The organism is Streptomyces sp. NPDC001348 (assembly GCF_053597535.1).
In genome coordinates, this window is record NZ_JBSFIK010000067.1 from 15,397 (window position 1) to 34,218 (window position 18,822).

Genomic DNA, 18,822 nt, shown 5'->3' on the forward strand with positions numbered 1-18,822 from the left:
TGACCATGACCGAGTCCGCCCAGCCCGCCCACGACACATCCGAACAGATCCTGTCGGCAGCCGAGTTGACCGGGCTGACCAGGTCCGCGCAGGAGCGGCGGCTGCTCCGGCTCGTCACCGGGCAGGCCGCGGCCGCGCTGCGCGCGGCGGGCCGGGAGCCGGGCGGCGAACTCGATCCGGGGCAGCCCTTCAGGCAGTCGGGGCTCGACTCACTGGCCATCGTCGACCTGCAGCGGCGGCTGTCCGCGGCGATCGGCGCCGAACTGCCGGTGTCGATCGCCTTCGACCACCCGACCCCCCGGGCGCTCGCCGGGCAGCTGCTGCGGGAGGTGCTGGGCGAGTCCCCGGACGACGCGGGGGAAGCCGCGTCCGTCGTGGCGGACCCGGGCGAGCCGGTGGCGATCGTCGGCATGTCCTGCCGCTATCCGGGCGGCATCGCCTCCCCCGGGCAGCTGTGGGACCTGGTGGCCGCGGGCGGCGACGCGATCGGCCCGCTGCCCGGGGACCGCGGCTGGGACGTGGCCGGCCTGTACGACCCGGACCCGGACGCGCCCGGCAAGACGTACGCGCGTGAGGGCGGATTCCTGTACGGCGCGGCCGAGTTCGACGCCGACTTCTTCGGGATCAGTCCGCGCGAGGCCGCCGCGATGGAGCCGCAGCAGCGGCTGGCGCTGGAGACGTCGTGGGAGGCGCTGGAGCACGCGGGCGTCGACCCGGTGGCGCTGCGCGGCAGCAGCACCGGTGTGTTCGTGGGCGCGGAGCCGCAGGAGTACGGGCCGCGGCTGCACCAGGCACCCGACGGCTACGAGGGGCATCTGCTGACCGGCGCCGCCACCAGTGTGATCTCCGGCCGGGTCGCCTACACACTGGGCCTGGAGGGCCCCACCCTGACGGTCGACACGGCCTGCTCGTCGTCGCTGGTCGCGGTGCACCTGGCGGCGCACGCGCTGCGCTCGGGCGAGTGCTCGCTGGCGCTCGCGGGCGGGGTCGCGGTGATGTCGAGCCCGGGCACGTTCACCGCGTTCAGCCGGCAGCGGGGGCTGGCCCCGGACGGCCGCTGCAAGCCGTTCGCCGAGGCCGCCGACGGCACCGGATGGGCCGAGGGCGCCGGCTTCCTGGTCCTGGAGCGGCTGTCCGACGCCCGGCGCAACGGGCACCGGGTGCTGGCGGTGGTCAAGGGCTCGGCGGTCAACCAGGACGGCGGGAGCAACGGCCTGACCGCCCCCAACGGCAGCGCGCAGCGCCGCCTGATCCAGCGGGCGCTGGCCTCGGCGGGCCTGACCGGCGCCGATGTCGACGCCGTCGAGGCACACGGCACGGGCACCCGGCTCGGCGACCCGATCGAGGCGGGCGCCCTGCTGGCGACCTACGGCCAGGGCCGCTCCCCGGACGCGCCGCTGTGGCTGGGCTCGGTGAAGTCGAACCTGGGGCACACCCAGGCCGCCGCGGGTGCCGCCGGGGTCATCAAGATGGTCCTGGCGCTGCGTCACGAACTGCTGCCGCGCACCCTGCACGTGGACGCGCCGTCGTCGCGGGTGGACTGGTCGGCCGGCTCGGTCGAGCTGCTGGCCGAGGCCCGGCCGTGGCCGGCCGGGGAGCGGACGCGCCGCGCGGGCGTGTCCTCGTTCGGCATCAGCGGCACCAACGCGCACGTGATCGTGGAGGAGGCACCGGCCGAGGAACCCGCTCAGGCTTCGGAGCCCGCGGTGGCCTCGGAGGCCCTGGTGCCGCCCGTGGTGCCGTGGCTGGTTTCCGGCCCGACCGAGGAGGCGCTGCGCGCCCAGGCCGCCCGGCTCGCCGAGCACCTGCGTGCCCGCCCCGGTCTCACCGCCGGTGCGGTGGCGTCGGCGCTCGCGGGCCGCACCGCGTTCGCGCACCGGGCCGCCGTGGTCGCGGGCGATCCGGAGGTGCTGCTGGCCGGGGTCGAGGCCATCGCCCGGGGTGAGGCGCCCCTGCGCGGTGAACCGGTCGGCGGCCCGCTGGCGTTCCTGTTCACCGGGCAGGGCAGCCAGCGCCTCGGCATGGGCCGTGGTCTCTACGAGGCGTACCCCGCCTACGCGCACGCCTTCGACGACGTCTGCGCGGCGCTCGACGACCACCTCGACCGTCCGCTGCGGGAGGTGGTGTTCGGCGGGCAGGGGCTGGACGAGACCGGCTACACGCAGCCCGCTCTCTTCGCCCTGGAAGTCGCCCTGTTCCGGCTGCTGGAGGCCTGGGGTGTACGGCCGGACGTGCTGGCCGGTCACTCCATCGGCGAGCTGGCCGCCGCGCATGTCGCCGGACTGTGGTCGCTGGAGGACGCGGCGCTGATCGTGTCGGCGCGCGGCCGGCTGATGCAGCAGCTCCCGGCGGGCGGCGCGATGGCCGCCGTGCAGGCCACCGAGGACGACGTGCGTGCGGTACTGCCGGAGGGCACCGGGATCGCCGCCGTGAACGGGCCGGTGTCCGTGGTCGTGTCCGGTCCCGAGGCGGGCGTGGACGAGATCGTGGCGCACTTCTCGGCGGCCGGACGCAAGACGAAGCGGCTCACCGTCAGCCACGCCTTCCACTCGCCGCTGATGGAGCCGATGCTCGCCGAGTTCCGCCGGTTCGCGCAGGTGCTCGACCCGAAGCGGCCGAGCCTGCCGATCGTCTCGACGCTGACCGGCCGCGAGGTGCCGTACGCGGAGCTGGCCGACCCCGAGTACTGGGTGCGGCACGTCCGGGACGCGGTGCGCTTCGTCGACGCGGTCCGCACCCTGGAGGGGCAGGGGGTCCGCACCTTCCTCGAGCTCGGCCCGGACGCCGTGCTGACCGCGATGGGCGCGGAGCCCGTGACCGACGGGGTGCTGCTGTCCGCCCTGCGCCGGGGCCATGACGAGCCCGGCTCGTTCCTCGCCGCGGTCACCGCGCTGCACCTGCGCGGGACGGAGGTCGACTGGCCGGCGCTCCTCGGCTCGGGCCACGAGCCCGTCGAACTGCCCACCTACGCCTTCCAGCGCAAGCGGTACTGGCTCGACGCCCTGGCCGACGGCCCGGCCGACCCCACCGCCCTCGGCGTCCTCGACGCCGAACACCCGTTGCTCGGGGCCGCGTTGACAGTGGCGGGCTCCGACCGTCTGTTGCTCACCGGCAGGCTGTCCGTGCGCAGCCATCCGTGGCTCGCCGACCACGCCGTGGGCGGCACGGTACTGCTGCCCGGCACCGGCTTCGTGGAACTCGCCGTGCGCGCCGCCGACCTGGCGGGCTGCGCGACGGTGGAGGAACTGACCCTCCAGGCCCCGCTCGTCCTGGACGACCCCGAAACGGGCGTCGACATCCAGCTGGTGGTCGAGGAGCCGGGCCCGGACGGCTGCCGCCCGCTGACCGTGCACTCCCGTACGTCCGGCACGGACTGGACCGTGCACGCCCAGGGCCTGCTGGCCCCGGCCGCGCCCGCCGCCGCCCCCGGCCCCGGGGACTGGCCGCCGCGGGACGCCGAGCCGATCGACGTGACGGACGCCTACGCCCGTATGGAGGCCCAGGGCTACGGTTACGGTCCCGCGTTCCAGGGGCTGCGCGCGGCCTGGCGGCGGGGCGGGGAACTGTACGCCGAGGTCGCCCTGCCGGAAGGGGTGGACGCGACGGGCTACACCGTGCACCCCGCCCTGCTGGACGCGGCGCTGCACGTCATCGGCCTGGACGAGGACACCGAGGGCGCCGAGCTGCCCTTCGCCTGGACCGGCGTGAGCGTACGGGCCGCCGGTGCGAGCGCGCTGCGCGTACACGTCGTCCCGGCCGCCTCCGGTGTCTCGCTGCACCTGACGGACCCGGCCGGGGCCACGGTGGCGACCGTCGGCTCGCTGGTGCTGCGGCCGGCCGGGGGCACGGGCCGGACGGTTCCCCTGTACCGCGTCGCGTGGTCCCCGGCGCAGGGCTCGTCGGTGGACGCCGCCGGGTTCGAGGTGGTGTCGGGCGCGACCGTGACCGAGGTGCTCACCGCGTTGCGGGCCGCGCTCGCGGGCGAGGCACGGCTACTGGTGCCGACCCGGGGTGCGGTGCTGGTCCCCGGTGACGACGACGCCGGACACGTCGTCGATCCCGAACAGGCGGCGGTGTGGGGCCTGGTGCGCGCCGCGCAGGCGGAGCACCCGGGGCGGATCGTGCTCGTCGACGCGGACGGTGCGCTTCCCTCCGTACTGCCGGACGATGAACCGGAGTCGGCGGTGCGCGGCGGACGGTGGTTCGTGCCGCGTCTGGTGCGGGAGACCGTGGCGGTGGGCGGCGGCTCGTGGTCGACGCCGGGCACCGTGCTGGTGACCGGTGGCACCGGGGGCCTCGGCGCGCTGACGGCACGTCATCTGGTCGCCGAGCACGGGGTGCGGAGCGTGCTGCTGGTGGGGCGGCGCGGGACGGACGCCCCGGGCGTCGGCGAACTCACCGGGTCACTGCGCGCGGCGGGCGCCGAGGTGACCGTCGAGGCGTGCGACGTCTCCGACCGGGCGGCACTGGCGGGGCTGTTCGAGGCCCACCCGGACATCACGGCGGTCGTCCACGCGGCCGGTGTGCTCGACGACGCGACCTTCGCCGCGCTCACCCCCGAGCGCCTGGAGTCGGTGTGGGCGCCGAAGGCGCGCGCGGCCCGGTACCTGCACGAGCTGACCGCCGACCGGAACCTCGACGCCTTCGTCCTCTACTCCTCGGCCGCCGCCACCTTCGACGCTCTCGGCCAGGCCAACTACGCCGCGGCCAACGCCTACCTGGACGCCCTGGCAATGCGACGCCGGGCCCAGGGCCTTCCGGCACTGTCCCTGGCCTGGGGTCTGTGGGCCCCGGAGGCCGGCGGAATGGCGGCGGGCCTGGCCCCGGCCGACGTCTCCCGGGCGGCCCGGGCCGGGACGCCCGCGCACGGCGTGGCGGCCGGCCTGGCGATGCTGGACGCGGCGGCCGCCCTGCCGGACGCCGCCCATGTTCTCGCGCTGCGCCTCGACCAGCAGGCCCTGACGCGGCGCGCCCGCTCGGAGGAACTCCCGGCGGTGCTGCGCCGCCTGGTCCGCACCCCGAACCGCCGCGCGGCGGGTACCGCCGCGGCGGACAGCGGCACCCTCGCGGACGAGCTGGCACGGCTGGACCCGGCCGACCGCGAACGCCGACTGCTCACCCTGGTCCGCACCCATGTCGCGGCGGCCCTCGGCCACGAGGGCCCGCAGGCCGTCGACCCCGAGCGCGGCTTCGGCACCCTCGGCTTCGACTCGCTGGCCGCGGTCGAGCTGCGCAACAAGCTGGGCGCGGCGACCGGCCTGCGCCTGCCCGCGACGCTGACCTTCGACTACCCGAACACGGCGGCCGTGGCACGGTACCTGGACGAGCAACTAGTCGGCACGAACGCCGAGTCCGCGGCGACGGCGACTGCGACTGCGACTGCGACGAACGGGACGTCGGGCGGCGCGTCCGGCGGGGACGACGATCCGGTCGTCATCGTGGGCATGGCGTGCCGCTATCCCGGCGGTGTGAGCTCCCCGGATGAGCTGTGGGCACTGCTGGCGGCCGGCGGAGACGCCGTCTCCGAGTTCCCGTCCGACCGGGGGCCGCTGTGGCAGGAGTCGTACGACCCCGACCCGGAGGCCGTCGGCAAGACGTACGTCAACCAGGGTGCCTTCCTGGAGCGGGCGGCGGAGTTCGACGCGGACTTCTTCGGGATCAGCCCGCGCGAGGCTCTCGCGACCGACCCGCAGCAGCGGCTGCTGCTGGAGACGTCCTGGGAGGCGTTCGAGCGGGCCGGGATCGACCCGGCTGCCCTGCGCGGCAGCGCCACCGGGGTCTTCGCCGGCGTCATGTACCACGACTTCGCCCCGCGCCTCCACGACGTCCCGGAGGAGCTTGCCGGATACCTCGGCAACGGCGGTCTCGGCAGTGTGGTGTCCGGGCGGGTGTCGTATGCGCTGGGTCTGGAGGGTCCGGCGGTGACGGTGGACACGGCGTGCTCGTCGTCGCTGGTGGCGGTGCATCTGGCGGCGCAGGCGCTGCGGGGTGGTGAGTGCTCGCTGGCGTTGGCGGGTGGTGTGACGGTGATGTCGACGCCGGACACGTTCGTGGACTTCAGCCGGCAGCGGGGTCTGGCGGTGGACGGGCGGTGCAAGCCGTTCGCGCAGGCGGCGGACGGCACCGGTTGGGGCGAGGGTGTCGGTGTCCTGGTGCTGGAGCGGTTGTCGGACGCCCGGCGCAACGGGCACCGGGTGCTGGCGGTGGTGCGGGGCTCGGCGGTCAACCAGGACGGCGCGAGCAGCCAGCTGACCGCGCCCAACGGACCCTCCCAGCAGCGCGTCATCCGGCAGGCGCTCGCCTCCGCGCACCTGGGGCCGACCGATGTCGACGCGGTCGAGGGCCACGGCACCGGCACCAGGCTCGGGGACCCGATCGAGGCGCAGGCGCTGCTGGCCACGTACGGCCAGGACCGCTCCCCTGACGACGCGCCGCTGTGGCTCGGTTCCATCAAGTCCAACCTGGGGCACACCCAGGCCGCCGCGGGTGTCGCCGGGATCATCAAGATGGTCCTCGCCCTGCGCGAGGAGGAACTGCCGCGCACCCTGCACGTCGATGCGCCGTCCTCGCACGTGGACTGGTCGGCGGGTGCGGTGGAACTGCTGACCGAGGCCCGTCCGTGGAGGAGCGGGGATCGGGTGCGGCGAGCGGGTGTCTCGTCCTTCGGGATCAGCGGGACGAACGCCCATGTGATCGTGGAGGAGGCGCCGGCCGGGGAGTCTGAGGAAGCCGCCGCTCCGGTGGGGCCGCCGGTGGTGCCGTGGATCGTCTCCGGCAGGACGGCGGCGGCGGTACGGGCGCAGGCGGACCGTCTGCTGGAGTACGTCAGCGAACGCCCGGGACTGGACCCGGCTGATGTGGGCTTGTCGCTGGTGACGCGGCGGTCGTCGTTCGCGTACCGGGCGGGTGTGGTGGCCGGTGACCGTGAAGGGCTGCTGGCCGGGCTGGAGACCGTTGCTCAACTGGAGCCTCCGGCGGCTGCGGGCGGCGAGGTGGCGTTCCTGTTCACGGGGCAGGGGAGCCAGCGGGCGGGGATGGGGCGGGAGTTGTACGAGGCCTTCCCGGTGTTCGCGGCCGCGCTGGACGAGGTGTGCGCGGCGATGGACGTGTTCCTGCAGCGTCCGCTGCGGGACGTGATGTTCGGTGGGGAGGGGCTGGACGAGACCGGTTACACGCAGCCGGCGCTGTTCGCGCTGGAAGTGGCCCTGTTCCGGCTGTTGGAGGCGTGGGGTGTGCGGCCGGATGTGCTGGCCGGGCATTCGATCGGTGAGCTGGCCGCCGCGCATGTCGCCGGACTGTGGTCGCTGGAGGACGCGGCGAGATTGGTGGCGGCTCGTGGCCGGTTGATGCAGCAGCTCCCGGCGGGCGGTGCGATGGCCGCCGTCCAGGCCACCGAGGACGAGGTCCTGCCCGTCCTGCCCGAGGGCACCGGTATCGCTGCCGTGAACGGCCCGTCCGCGATCGTCGTGTCCGGTCCGGAGGCGGGCGTGGACGAGGTCGTCGCGCACTTCTCGGGCGCCGGACGCAAGACGAAGAAGCTGACCGTCAGCCATGCCTTCCACTCCCCGCTGATGGAGCCGATGCTCGCCGAGTTCGAGCGGATCGCCGCCCAACTGAACTATGCAGAGCCCGCGGTGCCGATCGTGTCGACGCTGACGGGCGCGGCGGTGTCGTACGACGAGCTCTCCCGGCCGTCGTACTGGGTCCGGCACGTCCGCGAGGCCGTTCGCTTCGCCGACGCCGTCGCCACCCTCGACGCCCAGGGCGTCGGCACGTTCCTGGAGCTCGGCCCCGACGCCGCCCTGACCCCGATGGTCGCCGACCCCCGCGCCGTTGCGGCCCTCCGCCGCGACCGCGGCGAACCCCAGGCCCTCGTCGAAGCGCTCACGCGTATGCCGTCGGTCGACTGGACCGCCTACTTCGGCCCCGGCCGACGGGCCGTCGACCTGCCCACGTACGCCTTCCAGCACGAGACCTACTGGCTCCCCGCCACGGCCGCGCGGGCGGGCGACGCCTCCGAGTTCGGGCAGTCGGACGCCGAGCACCCGCTACTGGGTGCTGCTGTGGAACTACCGGACTCCGAGGGGATGTTGTTCACCGGCCGCCTCTCGCTCGCCACTCACTCCTGGCTGGCCGGGCACGCCGTGAACGGCACCGTCGTCGTGCCGGGTGCCGCGCTGGTCGAGATCGCGGTCCGCGCCGGCGACCAGGTGGGCCGTGGCACCGTACGCGACCTGACCCTGCACGCCCCCCTCGTCGTACCGGAGACCGGCGCCGTCGCCCTGCGCGTCCGCGTCGGCGAAGGCGACGAACCGGCCGTCACCGTCCACTCCCGCCCCGACGGCGAGGACACCTGGACCCTCCACGCGGAGGGGTCCGTGTCGGACGCGCCGGTGGAGCACGCTGCCGACCTCGCCGCCTGGCCGCCGGCCGGCGCCGAGCCCGTCGACACCACCACCCTCTATGCCGACCTGTCCGCGATGGGCCTGCAGTACGGCCCTCTGTTCCAAGGCCTCACCTCCGCCTGGCGGTCCGCCGACGGCACGGTGCACGCCGAGGTGTCGCTGCCCGAGGACGCGGATGCGGACAGGTTCGCGCTGCACCCGGCGCTCCTGGACGCCGCGCTGCACGCCCTCACCTACGCGGGTGCTGCCGAGCGGGCGGAACTGCCCTTCTCCTGGAGTGACGTGGCCGTGCACGCCTCGGGGGCCAGGGCGCTTCGGGTGCGGGTCACGGCCGAGGGGTCGGGGTACCGGCTCGACCTCGCCGATCCGTCGGGCGCGCCCGTCGCCACGGTCACCGGGCTGGTGTTGCGGCCGCTGGCGGCGGACACGGGTGCCGTCCGTGACCTGTACCGGGTCGACTGGGTCCCGGTCGTCTCGGAGACGGCCGAGTCCACGGCGTCGTACACCGTGCTGCGGGCCGACACGGCCGCCGGTCTGCTGCCCCGGCTCCAGGCCCGCCTGGAGGGTGACCGGCCGCTACTCGTCGTCACGCGCGGGGCCGGCACCGACCCGGAGCAGTCCGCGATCCGCGGTCTCGTCCGGGCGGCCCAGGCCGAGCATCCGGACCGGATCGTCCTGCTCGACACCGACCAGGACATCCCCGAGCGGCTGCCCGCCGGGGAGCCGGAACTCTCCTACGCCGAGGGCTCGTTCACCGCTCCGCGGCTCGCCCGCGAGACGGTGTCCGCGGACGATTCCTGGTCCACGTCCGGCACGGTTCTCGTGACCGGCGGCACGGGCGGGCTCGGCGCGCTGACCGCGCGCCACCTCGTCGCCGCCCATGGTGTGCGCAGTCTGCTGCTCACCAGCCGGCGCGGCACGGACGCGCCGGGAGCCGCCGAACTCGCCGCCGAGCTGGCGGAGGCCGGCGCCGCTGTGGAGATCGTCGCCTGCGACGTCTCCGACCGGGAGGCACTGGCAGAGCTGCTGGGCGACCACCCGGACGTCAGCGCCGTCATCCACACGGCGGGGGTCCTCGACGACGCGACCGTCGACCGAGTGACCCCGCAGAGCCTGGACAGGGTCTGGGCGCCGAAGGCGGCGGCCGCCCGGCATCTGCACGAGCTGACCGCCGACCGCGACCTCGACGCGTTCGTGCTCTACTCCTCGACCGCCGCCACCTTCGACGGCACCGGCCAGGCCAACTACGCCGCCGCCAACGCCTACCTGGACGCCCTCGCCGCCCAGCGGCAGGCACAAGGCCAGCCCGGGGTCTCGCTCGCCTGGGGCCTGTGGGACCCGGAGGTCGGCGGCATGGGCGCCGCACTCACCGCGACCGATGTGGAGCGGGTCGCGCGGACCGGGCCGCGGGCGCTGGGACGCGAGGCGGGGCTCACGCTGCTGGACGCGGCCCTGGTGAGCGGGCGGGCGCACCTGCTGCCGGTGCCGTTCGACACGGGCGCACTGGAGCGCAGGGCCCGGGAGGGGGCGCTGCCCGCGATACTGCGGGGGCTCGTCCGGGCCCCCGGGGTCCGGCGGCGCGGTACGGCGGCCGAGGCGGCACAGGGGCCCGAGGCGCTGAGGGAGACGCTGCTGCGGCTTCCGGCGGCCGAGCGGACGCCGTACGTACTGCAGTTGGTGCGGGCCAAGGTGGCGTCGGTGCTCGGTCACGCGTCGGGGGACGCGGTGGATCCGGAACGCGGCTTCGGCGGGCTCGGGTTCGACTCGCTGGCGGCGGTGGAGCTGCGCAACCAGCTCGCACCGCTGACCGGGCTGCGGCTGCCCGCCACCCTGACGTTCGACTACCCGACCTCGCTGGCGCTCGCCGAACACGTGCGCGAACAGCTCGTACCCGACGAGAACGGGCCCGCCGCACTGCGGGCAGTGGAAAGTGAACTCGCGGCACTGGAGACGAAGTTGCTCGGGGTGGCGGGTCCGGACGGGCTGGACGCGGGCGATCACGCGCGGGTGGCCCAGACCCTGCGCACGCTCGCCCTGCGCTGGTCCGAGCTGCATGCGGCCGGTGCCGCCGACACCGCTGCCGCCGACTCGCTGGCGGAGGCCGACGCGGAGCAGATCTTCGACATTCTCGACAGCGAGTTCGAGGGCATTGACATCGATTGAGAGACCGGCCGAGAGATCGACCGACCAGCCCGTCCGGGCTGTTACCGCGATGAGGAGCACCGTCATGGCCACACGCAAGGAGACCGACCTGTGGCTGCTGGAGCGGCTCGTACCAGGGGCCGGGGTCAACAATCTGTCCGTCACGTTCGATGTCGACGGGGTCATCGAACCCGCCGCGTTGTCCAAGGCGTTGACGCTCGTGGTGCGCAAGCAGGAGATCCTGCGCACCGTGTTCCGGGCGACGGAGAGCGAGCTGCTGAAGAGCATGCTCGCGCCGGAGGCGGTGGAGCTGTCGGTGCCCGGCGTCCCGGTGACCGCGGGTGAGGTGGGTTCGGCCGTAGGGGAGTTCGTGGCGGCACCGTTCTCGTTGGACGGGTCGCTGCTGGTCCGGGGGAGGGTGTTCCTGCCGGAGGGCGGCGGGTGCACGGTGAGCGTGGCACTGCACCATCTGGTGTTCGACGCCATGTCGACCGTGTCCTTCCTGGGGGAGCTGCTGAGCGCCCTGGCCGACCCCGACGGCTACGACACGACGCCGGTCGCGGCGGCCGTGGAGCCCGAACCGCCCGCCGAGAGCGTGGAGTTCTGGCGCGAGCAGCTGCGTGGATTCCGCGGTGGCGCCGAGGGGGGTGGGCTGTGGTTCGGCAACCCGCCGTCCGGCACACCGGATCTCGCCGGTGAGAGCACCTGGTACACGCTGTCCCGGCCGGCCCGGGACGTGGTGCGGCGGCTGTGCCGTGAGCTGCGTGCGCCGGAGGCCGTGATCCTGCTGGCCGCGTACTGCCTGCTGCTGTCGCGGCACGGCGCGGGGCAGGACCTGATCGTGGGGTCGCCGGTGAGCGTGCGGCCGGCCGGGCACGAGTCGGCGATCGGCTACCACGTGAACGTGCTGCCGCTGCGGGTGCGGATCGACTCGGCGAAGCCGTTCAAGCGTCTGGTGAACCGGGTCCGGTCGGTGTTCCTCGAGGGGATCGGGCACAACGGGGTGCCGGCCGAGCGGGTGCTCGACGAGGTACGGGACGCGGGCGGCGGCACGAGTTGGCGGAACTCGCTGTGCACGCACCTGTTCAACTATGTGCCGGGCGGCACGTCCGGCGACTTCCGGGCCGGCGGTTTCCCGGCGCGGATGCGGGAGGTGGAGAACGGCTTCAGCAAGTTCGACCTGGAGTTCTTCTTCATGCCGGGCGCCGCGGCGGAGCCCGGGGGCGAGGAGGAGCTGCGGATCCGGGCCGTGTTCCGCACCCAGGTGTTCTCGGCGACCGAGGTCGGTCTGCTGCTGGCCCGCTACGACGCCCTGCTGGTTCGGCTCGGTGAGGAACTGGCGGTACCGGTGGGCGAGTTGTCGGTGTGGAGTGCCGCCGACCGGGCCGCGGTGGCGGGCGGGCACCGGCGCGGGCTGCCGTCGGCGCTGCCCTGCTCCCCCGCCGTCGCCCGGTTCTCGTCGTACGCGCCGGGCGAGTGGTCGGCCGTACGGGCCCTGGTGGCGGCGCCCGACGGCGGCGAGCTGCCGGTGCGGGTGCGCGGCGAGCTGTGCCTCGCGGAGGCGGACGGCACCGTACGGCGCACCGGGGAGCTGGCGCGGTGGCTGCCGGACGGGCGGCTCGAGCTGCTGGGGCGGCTGGAGAGGCAGGTGATCTCGCAGGGGGTCGCTTTCGGGCTCGACGAGGTCGACGCGGTGCTGCTGGCGCATGCCGAGGTGGCCGATGCGGCGACCGTGTCGGCCGGAGGGCGGGTGGTGTCGTTCGTGGCCCCCGCGGGCGGTGCACCGGCCCAGGGGTTGACGGAGCGGCTGCTGAAGCAGATCCGGGTGTCCCTGCCGGGCGCGGCCGAGCCGGACCGGGTGGTCGTCGTGGACGCGCTGCCGTCGGTGGGCGGCCGGCCGGACCTGGAAGGGCTGCGGCTGCGCGCGCAGGCGTTGGACCGGCGCGAGGCGACGCCCGCGGAGCCGGCCGTCGACACCGAGGAGCTGACCGAGCAACTTATCGCGCTGTGGCGGGAGTTCCTGAAGCGCGAGGACATGAAGGCCGGTTCCGGGTTCTTCGCGAGCGGCGGTCACTCGCTGCTGGGCGTGCAGTTGCTGCAGCGCATCAAGCGGACCACGGACGTGAAGGTACGGATCCGCCTCGCCGACCTGTTCGCCCATCCGACACCGCGGGCCCTCGCGGGGTTCATCGCGGAGAAGTCGGCGTAGCGGTGGCCCTGCGCGCCGTCGGGCATGCTCAAGCGGGCGTAGGGCCGGAGGGCTGATCCGCCAGGTATGCCGAGCGCTCACTCTTGGTGAAGGTCCTGTGGACGGCTTCGTGGATCTTCCTGATGGCCGAGGCCGGATCAGGGAGGGAGAGGTCCCGGAGCTGGACCCTTCCGTCCTGCCCGCCACTGGCGAGGGTGCGGCCGTCCGGGCTGAACACCACCGGGTTCACGGGGCCTGAGTGCCTGCCCACGGCTGCGCACGCCCGGAGAGAAGAGCAAACGCCAGGCGTCTTCTTCGGTAAGGATCGTGCGCCGTGCCCGTGACGTGCGCTGTCCTCATTGATCAGGGTGGCGGGGACGGCTGTCCGATCAATTGCCCGGCCGCTGGAATCGATGCCGTGACCGCGACGAGGGCACCAGGCTCTCGAGAGGGAGAGCCGCTCCGAGCGGGCACGGAAAGGCAAGCATGAGCATCGCAACGCGCAAGCTCATCGGCATCGGCATCGCTTCACTCGCCCTCCTGGGCGGCACGACGAGCGGTGTGGCCGCCGCGGCCGGAAACAGCACGGCGAGCGAGGCCGGCAGCACGTCCCGGGCGGCGGTCAGGGCGTCGGCGGACTGCCCGAGCGGCTGGTTCTGCGTGTGGTCGGGGAGGAACTACACCGGCCGGATGCAGAAGGTCCGGTACAACAACGAGGACCTGTCTCAGTACGGCGTCTTCAACGGTGGTGTGCTGTCGTACTACAACCACGGCACGAGTTGCGACGTGACGATCTACAGCGGGAAGCACTACGGCGGAGACTCCTACGTCATCGACCGCGGCGCCAAGGACACTGCTCCCAGTGGGGCGAGCGCGCTCACGATCCTCTCCGACAAGTGGGTCGACTGCCGCTGACGGTGGACGAAGGCCACCCGGCTGTCCGGCAGCGAGCCGGCCCGGGTGAGCAACCGCTACGAACCCGACCAGCCGTTCCACAGGAGACAGACATGTCCACGCCGTCCAACCGTGTCCGAGCCGTCAGTGCCCTGGCCCTGACCGCCGGACTGCTCGTCACCGCGCCCGTGACGGCCGCTCACGCGGCCAGGCCGACCACCCGGGCCGCCGCCGTGCACTCCTGCACCTACCGCTCCACCGTCGGCTACACGTGCGACTACTACTACGGCACCGGCACCATCAGCGAGGGAAGCTCCAACGCCGCTGCCGTCAGGGAGATCCAGGACATCATCAACCAGCACACGGACTACCCCGTCCTGCTGTCCGTGGACGGCGCCTTCGGCCCCGACACCCGCACGGCTGTCACGTGGCTCCAGAGCCGGCACCACATTGCCGGCGGGGCGGACGGCGTCGTCGGCGACCACACCTGGGAGTACCTGCGCCGCTGACGGTAGCCCCAGCACGATCGCGACCACCGGACGGTGCCGGGCGGACAGTCGTGGGCTGCCCGCCCGGCGCCACCGCGTTCATACACACGGGTCAGTCGACCTCCGCCAGCCACGCCCGCATGACCTCCTCGAACCGCTCCGGCTCCTCCACGTGGGGCATGTGGCTGGAGTGCTCGAAGAGTTCCCAGCGGGCGTCCGGGATGCGGTCGAGGAAGGGACGGATCGTGGCCTCCGTCGCCTCGTCGTGGGCGCCGGTGATGACCAGGGTGGGGGCCTCGACGGTGTGCAGCCGGTCGACGACCGACCAGTCCTTCAGGGTGCCGATGACGTGGAAGTCGGCCGGCCCGTTCATGGTGCCGTACACGGTCGGGTCGCTCTGCAGGGCGAGGAGGGTCGTGGCGACCTCGGGCGGCAGCGGACGGGCCCGGCACAGGTGGCGCTCGTAGAAGGCGAGGACGGCCCGCTGGTAGTCGGGGTGGGTGTACTCGCCGGTGGCCTCGTGCCGGCGCAGGGTGTCGCGGACGTCGGCCGGCATCTCGTCCTTGAGGCGTTCGCACTCGGCGCGCCACAGTGGCATGGACGCCGGGGAGTTGGCGATGACCAGGCCGCGCAGTCCGGCCGGCCGGCGCACGGCGTGCTCCGCGCCGAGCATGCCGCCCCAGGACTGGCCGAACAGCAGGTAGTCGTCGGCGATGTCCAGGTGGGCGAGGAGCGCGTCGAGTTCGGCGAGGAAGAGGTCGACGGTCCAGAAGTCGGCCCCTTCGTCGGGCAGGTGGGTGGACTGGCCGTTGCCGAGCTGGTCGTAGTGGACGACCGGGCGGCCGTCGGCGGCGAGCGCGGTGAGGCTGAGCAGGTAGTCGTGGACGGAGCCGGGGCCGCCGTGGGCGACGACGAGGGGGGTGCGGCCGCTGTGCAGGTCTCCGGTGACGCGGTACCAGGTGTGATGGCCGCGGAAGGGAACGACTCCCTTGCGGCTCGGGGCCAGGAACATGAGGGTCCCTCTCGTTCGGATCGGGCTGACATGCGGAGGGGCGCCGGCCTCGACGGCCGGCGCCCCCCCTGTGTACATACGGCCTGGGACCGGTCAGGCCCGGGCCGCTTCGCGCCGGTAGCTCATGACGACCGCGCCGGAGAACACCAGCGTCCACGCGGCGAGCACGGCCGCGCCGACCACCGCGCGGGTGTCGTGCAGCAGGGCGCCGTGGCCGATGTCGGCGAGCCAGTAGCTCGGCATGACCTTGACGATGGCGACCAGCCAGTCCGGGAACCCGGTGGTCGGCAGGAGCAGCCCGCCGAGGAAGCCGAAGAGGATGATCAGGCCCTGCAGGTACATCTGCTGCTGCTCCGGGGCCACGTACAGACCGATGACCAGGCCGAGGACGGCGCACGGCAGGGCGGCGATCCAGATGCCGAGGGTGATCTGCAGCCAGCCGGACGCCGACAGGTGCACGTCCTGCACCAGCCAGCCGAACAGGGCCACGAACGCCGGGCCGGGCAGCGCCACGACCATCGCCACGAACACCTTCGTCAGCAGGTAGGTGCGCGGCAGCAGCGGGGTCAGTCGCAGCTGCCGGTGCCAGCCGATCTGCCGCTCGTGGGAGACACGGGCGGTGGTGTGCATGGCGGAGGTGAACGCGCTGTACGCGGCCAGGCTGCACATCAGCCAGGCGCTGTAGGTGATGCCGTGCGAGTGCGGGATGGTCTGGTTCTTGTAGAGCATGCACTCCAGCAGGTACATCACGACGGGCACGACGAACGCGAAGACGATGAAGCGCGGCCCGCGCAGCATCCGCTTGATCTCGATGGCGAGGTAGCCGGTCATGCGGCTTCGTCCTCCGTGGTGTGGGCGCCGTCCTGGGCGGCGTCGTCCGCGGTCAGCGTGAGGAACGCCTCCTCCAGGCCGGTGGCGCTGATCTCGATGTCATAGGCGCCGGGGTACGTCGTCAGCAGGGCGCGCACGGCGGAGTCGGAGTCGTCGCAGTGCAGTTCGGCCTGGCCGAGGCGGACGGTGGCCTGGGTGACGCCGGGCAGCTTCCGCAGCTCGTCGGCGTTCGCTCCCGGCACCGCCGCACGCAGCATGCGGCCGGCGGTGAGGGCGCGGATCTCGGCGACGGTGCCGTCGGCGACGATCTGCCCGGCGCGCATCAGGACGACGCGGTCGGCGAACTCCTCGGCCTCGTCGAGGTAGTGGGTGGCGAAGACGACGGTGCGGCCGGTGTCGGTGAACTGGCGCATCGACTCCCAGAACTTGCGCCGGCTGCCGACGTCCATCGCGGAGGTCGGTTCGTCGAGGATGAGCAGCTGCGGGTTGCCGACGAGCGCGCAGGCGAACCGGGCCCGCTGGCGCTGACCGCCGGAGAGCTTGGTGCCGCGGCGGTCGGCGATGTCCTCGATGTTGGCGCGGCGCAGCACCTCGTCCATCGGCAGCGGGTTCTTGTACAGGGAGGAGATCATGCCGAGGGTCTCGCGGACGCTCAGGTCGTCGATGAGGGAGCCCTCCTGCAGCACCGCGCTCGCCAGCCCCTCCCGTACGGCCAGGTAGGGCACCTTGCCGAACACGGTGATGCGGCCCGCGGTGGGCTTGGACAGGCCGAGGATCATGTCGACGGTGGTGGACTTGCCGGCGCCGTTGGGGCCGAGCAGGGCGACCACCTCGCCGGGGGCGATGGTCAGGTCGAGTCCGCGTACGGCCTTGACGTCGCCGTAGTCCTTGCGGAGGCCGGTGATGTGCAGGGCGGACTCGGTGGGGGTGGCGGCCGCGGGCTTCTTCTCGGCCACCGGCTTGATCTCGGCTCCCGGCTTGATCTCGGCCGGCCGCTTGGCCCCGGCCACCGGGTTCGGCCCGGCTGCCGACGCGGTCTCGGCTGCGGGCTTGGTCGAAGCCACCGGCTTCGGCTTGGCCGCCGTCGTCTTGGCGGGTGCCGTGGTCTTGGCCGCCGTCGTCTTGGTGGCCGTGGTCTTCTTCGTGGCCGTCGTCTTCTTGGCGGCCGTCCGCTTCCTCGGCGCCGCGGTCGTCTTCCTCCCGGTGGTCGCCTTCTTCGCCGCCGTCTTCTTCGCGGCGGCCGGCTTCTGTTCCCCCGCCGGCACCGTTGCGGCGCCGGCGGTGCGGGACGGGTTCGGGGACGGGGCCGTGACGGTGGTGCCTCCCTCGTCCCGTGCGGTCCTGGTCTCTGGGGTCGTCGTCATGTCACATCCGGATCTGTCGGGAGAGGTCCTGCGGGGACAGCAGCGCGTCCAGCGCCTTCGCGGCGGCCTCGTCGCGCAGCAGGTTCATGTGCTCACTGCCGAACCGGATCTCCCTGGCCACGACGCGGGCCGCGGTCTCCGGATCGGCGGAGCGAAGCCGGTTGAGTCCGCTGAGCGGGGTCGCCGAGCTGAAGGCGACCGCCCGGTGCCAGTTCTCCATGGAGTCGAAATCGCCCGCGGCGACGACGTAGGCGACGAAAGCGGTGAACGACTCGGTGAATTCGGCGCGGCTCTCCTCGTCGAGGTCGAGTTCGTCGAACGCCGGTTCGCTCACGCTCCGGAAGAGCCGGACGAGTTCGGTGCCGAGCACCCGGATGTCGTCGGTGCTTTCCAGGACGCGGTGCCCCTCGGTGTTCGCCGCCGAGATCGGTTCGGGTCCCACAATGGATTCGAAGAGGTTGAGGGACGTGTGGAACTGCCAGTACAGCCCGAGGGGATTGGCGAGTTCCGGGTCGAACAGAATGAGCTGCGGCGCGCTCTCCTGCCACTGCGTGAGACGTTCGGCGAGCGCGGCCGCGTATACCGAGCCGGCGCAGAAGCCGAGCACCGCGCCGACCGGCCGGCCGGTCTCACGTACGGAGTCGAACCAGCGGTCCAGGTACTCCTGGCCGCCGGGCCCCACGTCGGTGGCGATGGCCTGCGGCATCGTCTCCCACACGTGGTGGCGGCCCGCCGCGGTGAGCGAGAAGAGATCGGAGAAGCGGGCGTCGGGACGGCCGGTGGCGGTGAAGTCGACAGCGAGCACCAGAGCGTCTCGGCTGCTGTTGCCGCCCATTTTCAGCCACACGTCGTTGTTATGCACCGGCTGCCCCTTCCTGACTTGTCTGTCGAGTTCTCGACTTGCGCATCGCGCTGGTTGTGCCGGGTGCAGTCGATGCTAGAAGTGGCCGAGGGAGCTGAGAGCCCCTACGGCCACCCCTAGCGCCCCCTACCGCCCGGGCCTACTCCGGGATTTGCGTCAGCGCGTCCTCGAGTTCTTCCGCCAGGAACTCGACGAGCTCTTCAGGGGTTCCGTATTCGTAGATCACCGCTGCGGGCAGCTTCAGACCGAGTGCGGCGGTGAGCCGATCACGGAATTCCACCGCGAGCAGCGAGGTGAATCCCAGGTCCATGAAATCGCTGTCCGGCTCGATGGCCTCGTCCGCCGCGGTGTGCCCGAGCACGTTCCCGACGGCGTCGCGCACCAGTGCGCCGAGCAGTTCGGCCCGCCCCAAGTCGTCGGCCGCCCGTAGCGCCGCCAACAGGGCCTCGCTGTCGTCCGGTTCCGGCTCGGGCACCGCCACCGCGTCGGCCGCACCCGCGCCGCCGGCGGTCCGTCCGGCCGAGGCCAGCCAGTAGTGCTGGTGCTGGAAGGCGTAGGTCGGCAGGTCCACGGCCAGGCTGCCGGTCTCCGCGAAGTAGGCGGTCCAGTCGACGACCGGCATACGCGTGAGCGCTT

The 18,822-nt window shown here is 73.2% G+C and carries 9 protein-coding genes; 4 read left to right on the forward strand and 5 right to left on the reverse strand.

Annotated features, from left to right (window positions below):
• Positions 1-5 precede the first annotated feature (5 nt).
• From ACWC21_RS39695 to ACWC21_RS39710, 4 genes are all read left to right on the forward strand, one after another.
• Positions 6-10,568, forward strand: a complete 10,563-nt coding sequence (locus tag ACWC21_RS39695) for an SDR family NAD(P)-dependent oxidoreductase (RefSeq protein WP_450889462.1) — start codon at positions 6-8, stop codon at positions 10,566-10,568.
• A gap of 64 nt (positions 10,569-10,632) precedes the next feature.
• The gene (locus ACWC21_RS39700; RefSeq protein WP_450889464.1) at positions 10,633-12,756 is read left to right on the forward strand and encodes a condensation domain-containing protein; all 2,124 of its coding nucleotides are present in this window, start codon (positions 10,633-10,635) and stop codon (positions 12,754-12,756) included.
• A 465-nt stretch (positions 12,757-13,221) separates the two neighbouring features.
• A complete protein-coding gene (locus ACWC21_RS39705) occupies positions 13,222-13,650 on the forward strand; it encodes a peptidase inhibitor family I36 protein (RefSeq protein WP_450889466.1) in 429 nt (142 codons plus the stop codon).
• Positions 13,651-13,742: 92 nt separating this feature from the next.
• On the forward strand, positions 13,743-14,138 hold the full coding sequence (locus ACWC21_RS39710; protein ID WP_450889468.1) for a peptidoglycan-binding domain-containing protein: 396 nt from the start codon (positions 13,743-13,745) through the stop codon (positions 14,136-14,138).
• 91 nt (positions 14,139-14,229) lie between these two features.
• Here ACWC21_RS39710 and ACWC21_RS39715 read toward each other — a convergent pair whose 3' ends face one another.
• The 5 genes from ACWC21_RS39715 to ACWC21_RS39735 all read right to left on the reverse strand — a co-directional run.
• Positions 14,230-15,129 carry a proline iminopeptidase-family hydrolase gene (locus ACWC21_RS39715; RefSeq protein WP_450889470.1) on the reverse strand — a complete coding sequence of 300 codons (900 nt, stop codon included), beginning with the start codon at positions 15,127-15,129 and terminating at the stop codon, positions 14,230-14,232.
• 93 nt (positions 15,130-15,222) lie between these two features.
• Entirely contained in the window at positions 15,223-15,960 is a 738-nt protein-coding gene (locus ACWC21_RS39720; protein ID WP_389149080.1) for an ABC transporter permease, read from the reverse strand.
• Positions 15,957-17,324, reverse strand: coding sequence for an ABC transporter ATP-binding protein (locus tag ACWC21_RS39725; RefSeq protein ID WP_450889472.1), 1,368 nt, complete (start codon positions 17,322-17,324; stop codon positions 15,957-15,959). The genes ACWC21_RS39720 and ACWC21_RS39725 overlap by 4 nt, the downstream gene beginning before the upstream one ends.
• Position 17,325: 1 nt before the next feature.
• Positions 17,326-18,186: a hypothetical protein gene (locus ACWC21_RS39730; protein ID WP_450889474.1), complete on the reverse strand. Its 861-nt coding sequence runs from the start codon at positions 18,184-18,186 to the stop codon at positions 17,326-17,328.
• A 139-nt stretch (positions 18,187-18,325) separates the two neighbouring features.
• On the reverse strand, positions 18,326-18,822 hold a 497-nt coding region (locus ACWC21_RS39735; RefSeq protein WP_450889476.1), incomplete at its 5' end, for an acyl carrier protein.

Coding starts and splice junctions, on each gene's coding strand:
- ACWC21_RS39695 (WP_450889462.1), top strand. CDS start 6: ATGACCGAGTCCGCCCAGCCCGCCCACGACACATCCGAACAGATCCTG.
- ACWC21_RS39700 (WP_450889464.1), top strand. CDS start 10,633: ATGGCCACACGCAAGGAGACCGACCTGTGGCTGCTGGAGCGGCTCGTA.
- ACWC21_RS39705 (WP_450889466.1), top strand. CDS start 13,222: ATGAGCATCGCAACGCGCAAGCTCATCGGCATCGGCATCGCTTCACTC.
- ACWC21_RS39710 (WP_450889468.1), top strand. CDS start 13,743: ATGTCCACGCCGTCCAACCGTGTCCGAGCCGTCAGTGCCCTGGCCCTG.
- ACWC21_RS39715 (WP_450889470.1), bottom strand. CDS start 15,129: ATGTTCCTGGCCCCGAGCCGCAAGGGAGTCGTTCCCTTCCGCGGCCAT.
- ACWC21_RS39720 (WP_389149080.1), bottom strand. CDS start 15,960: ATGACCGGCTACCTCGCCATCGAGATCAAGCGGATGCTGCGCGGGCCG.
- ACWC21_RS39725 (WP_450889472.1), bottom strand. CDS start 17,324: ATGACGACGACCCCAGAGACCAGGACCGCACGGGACGAGGGAGGCACC.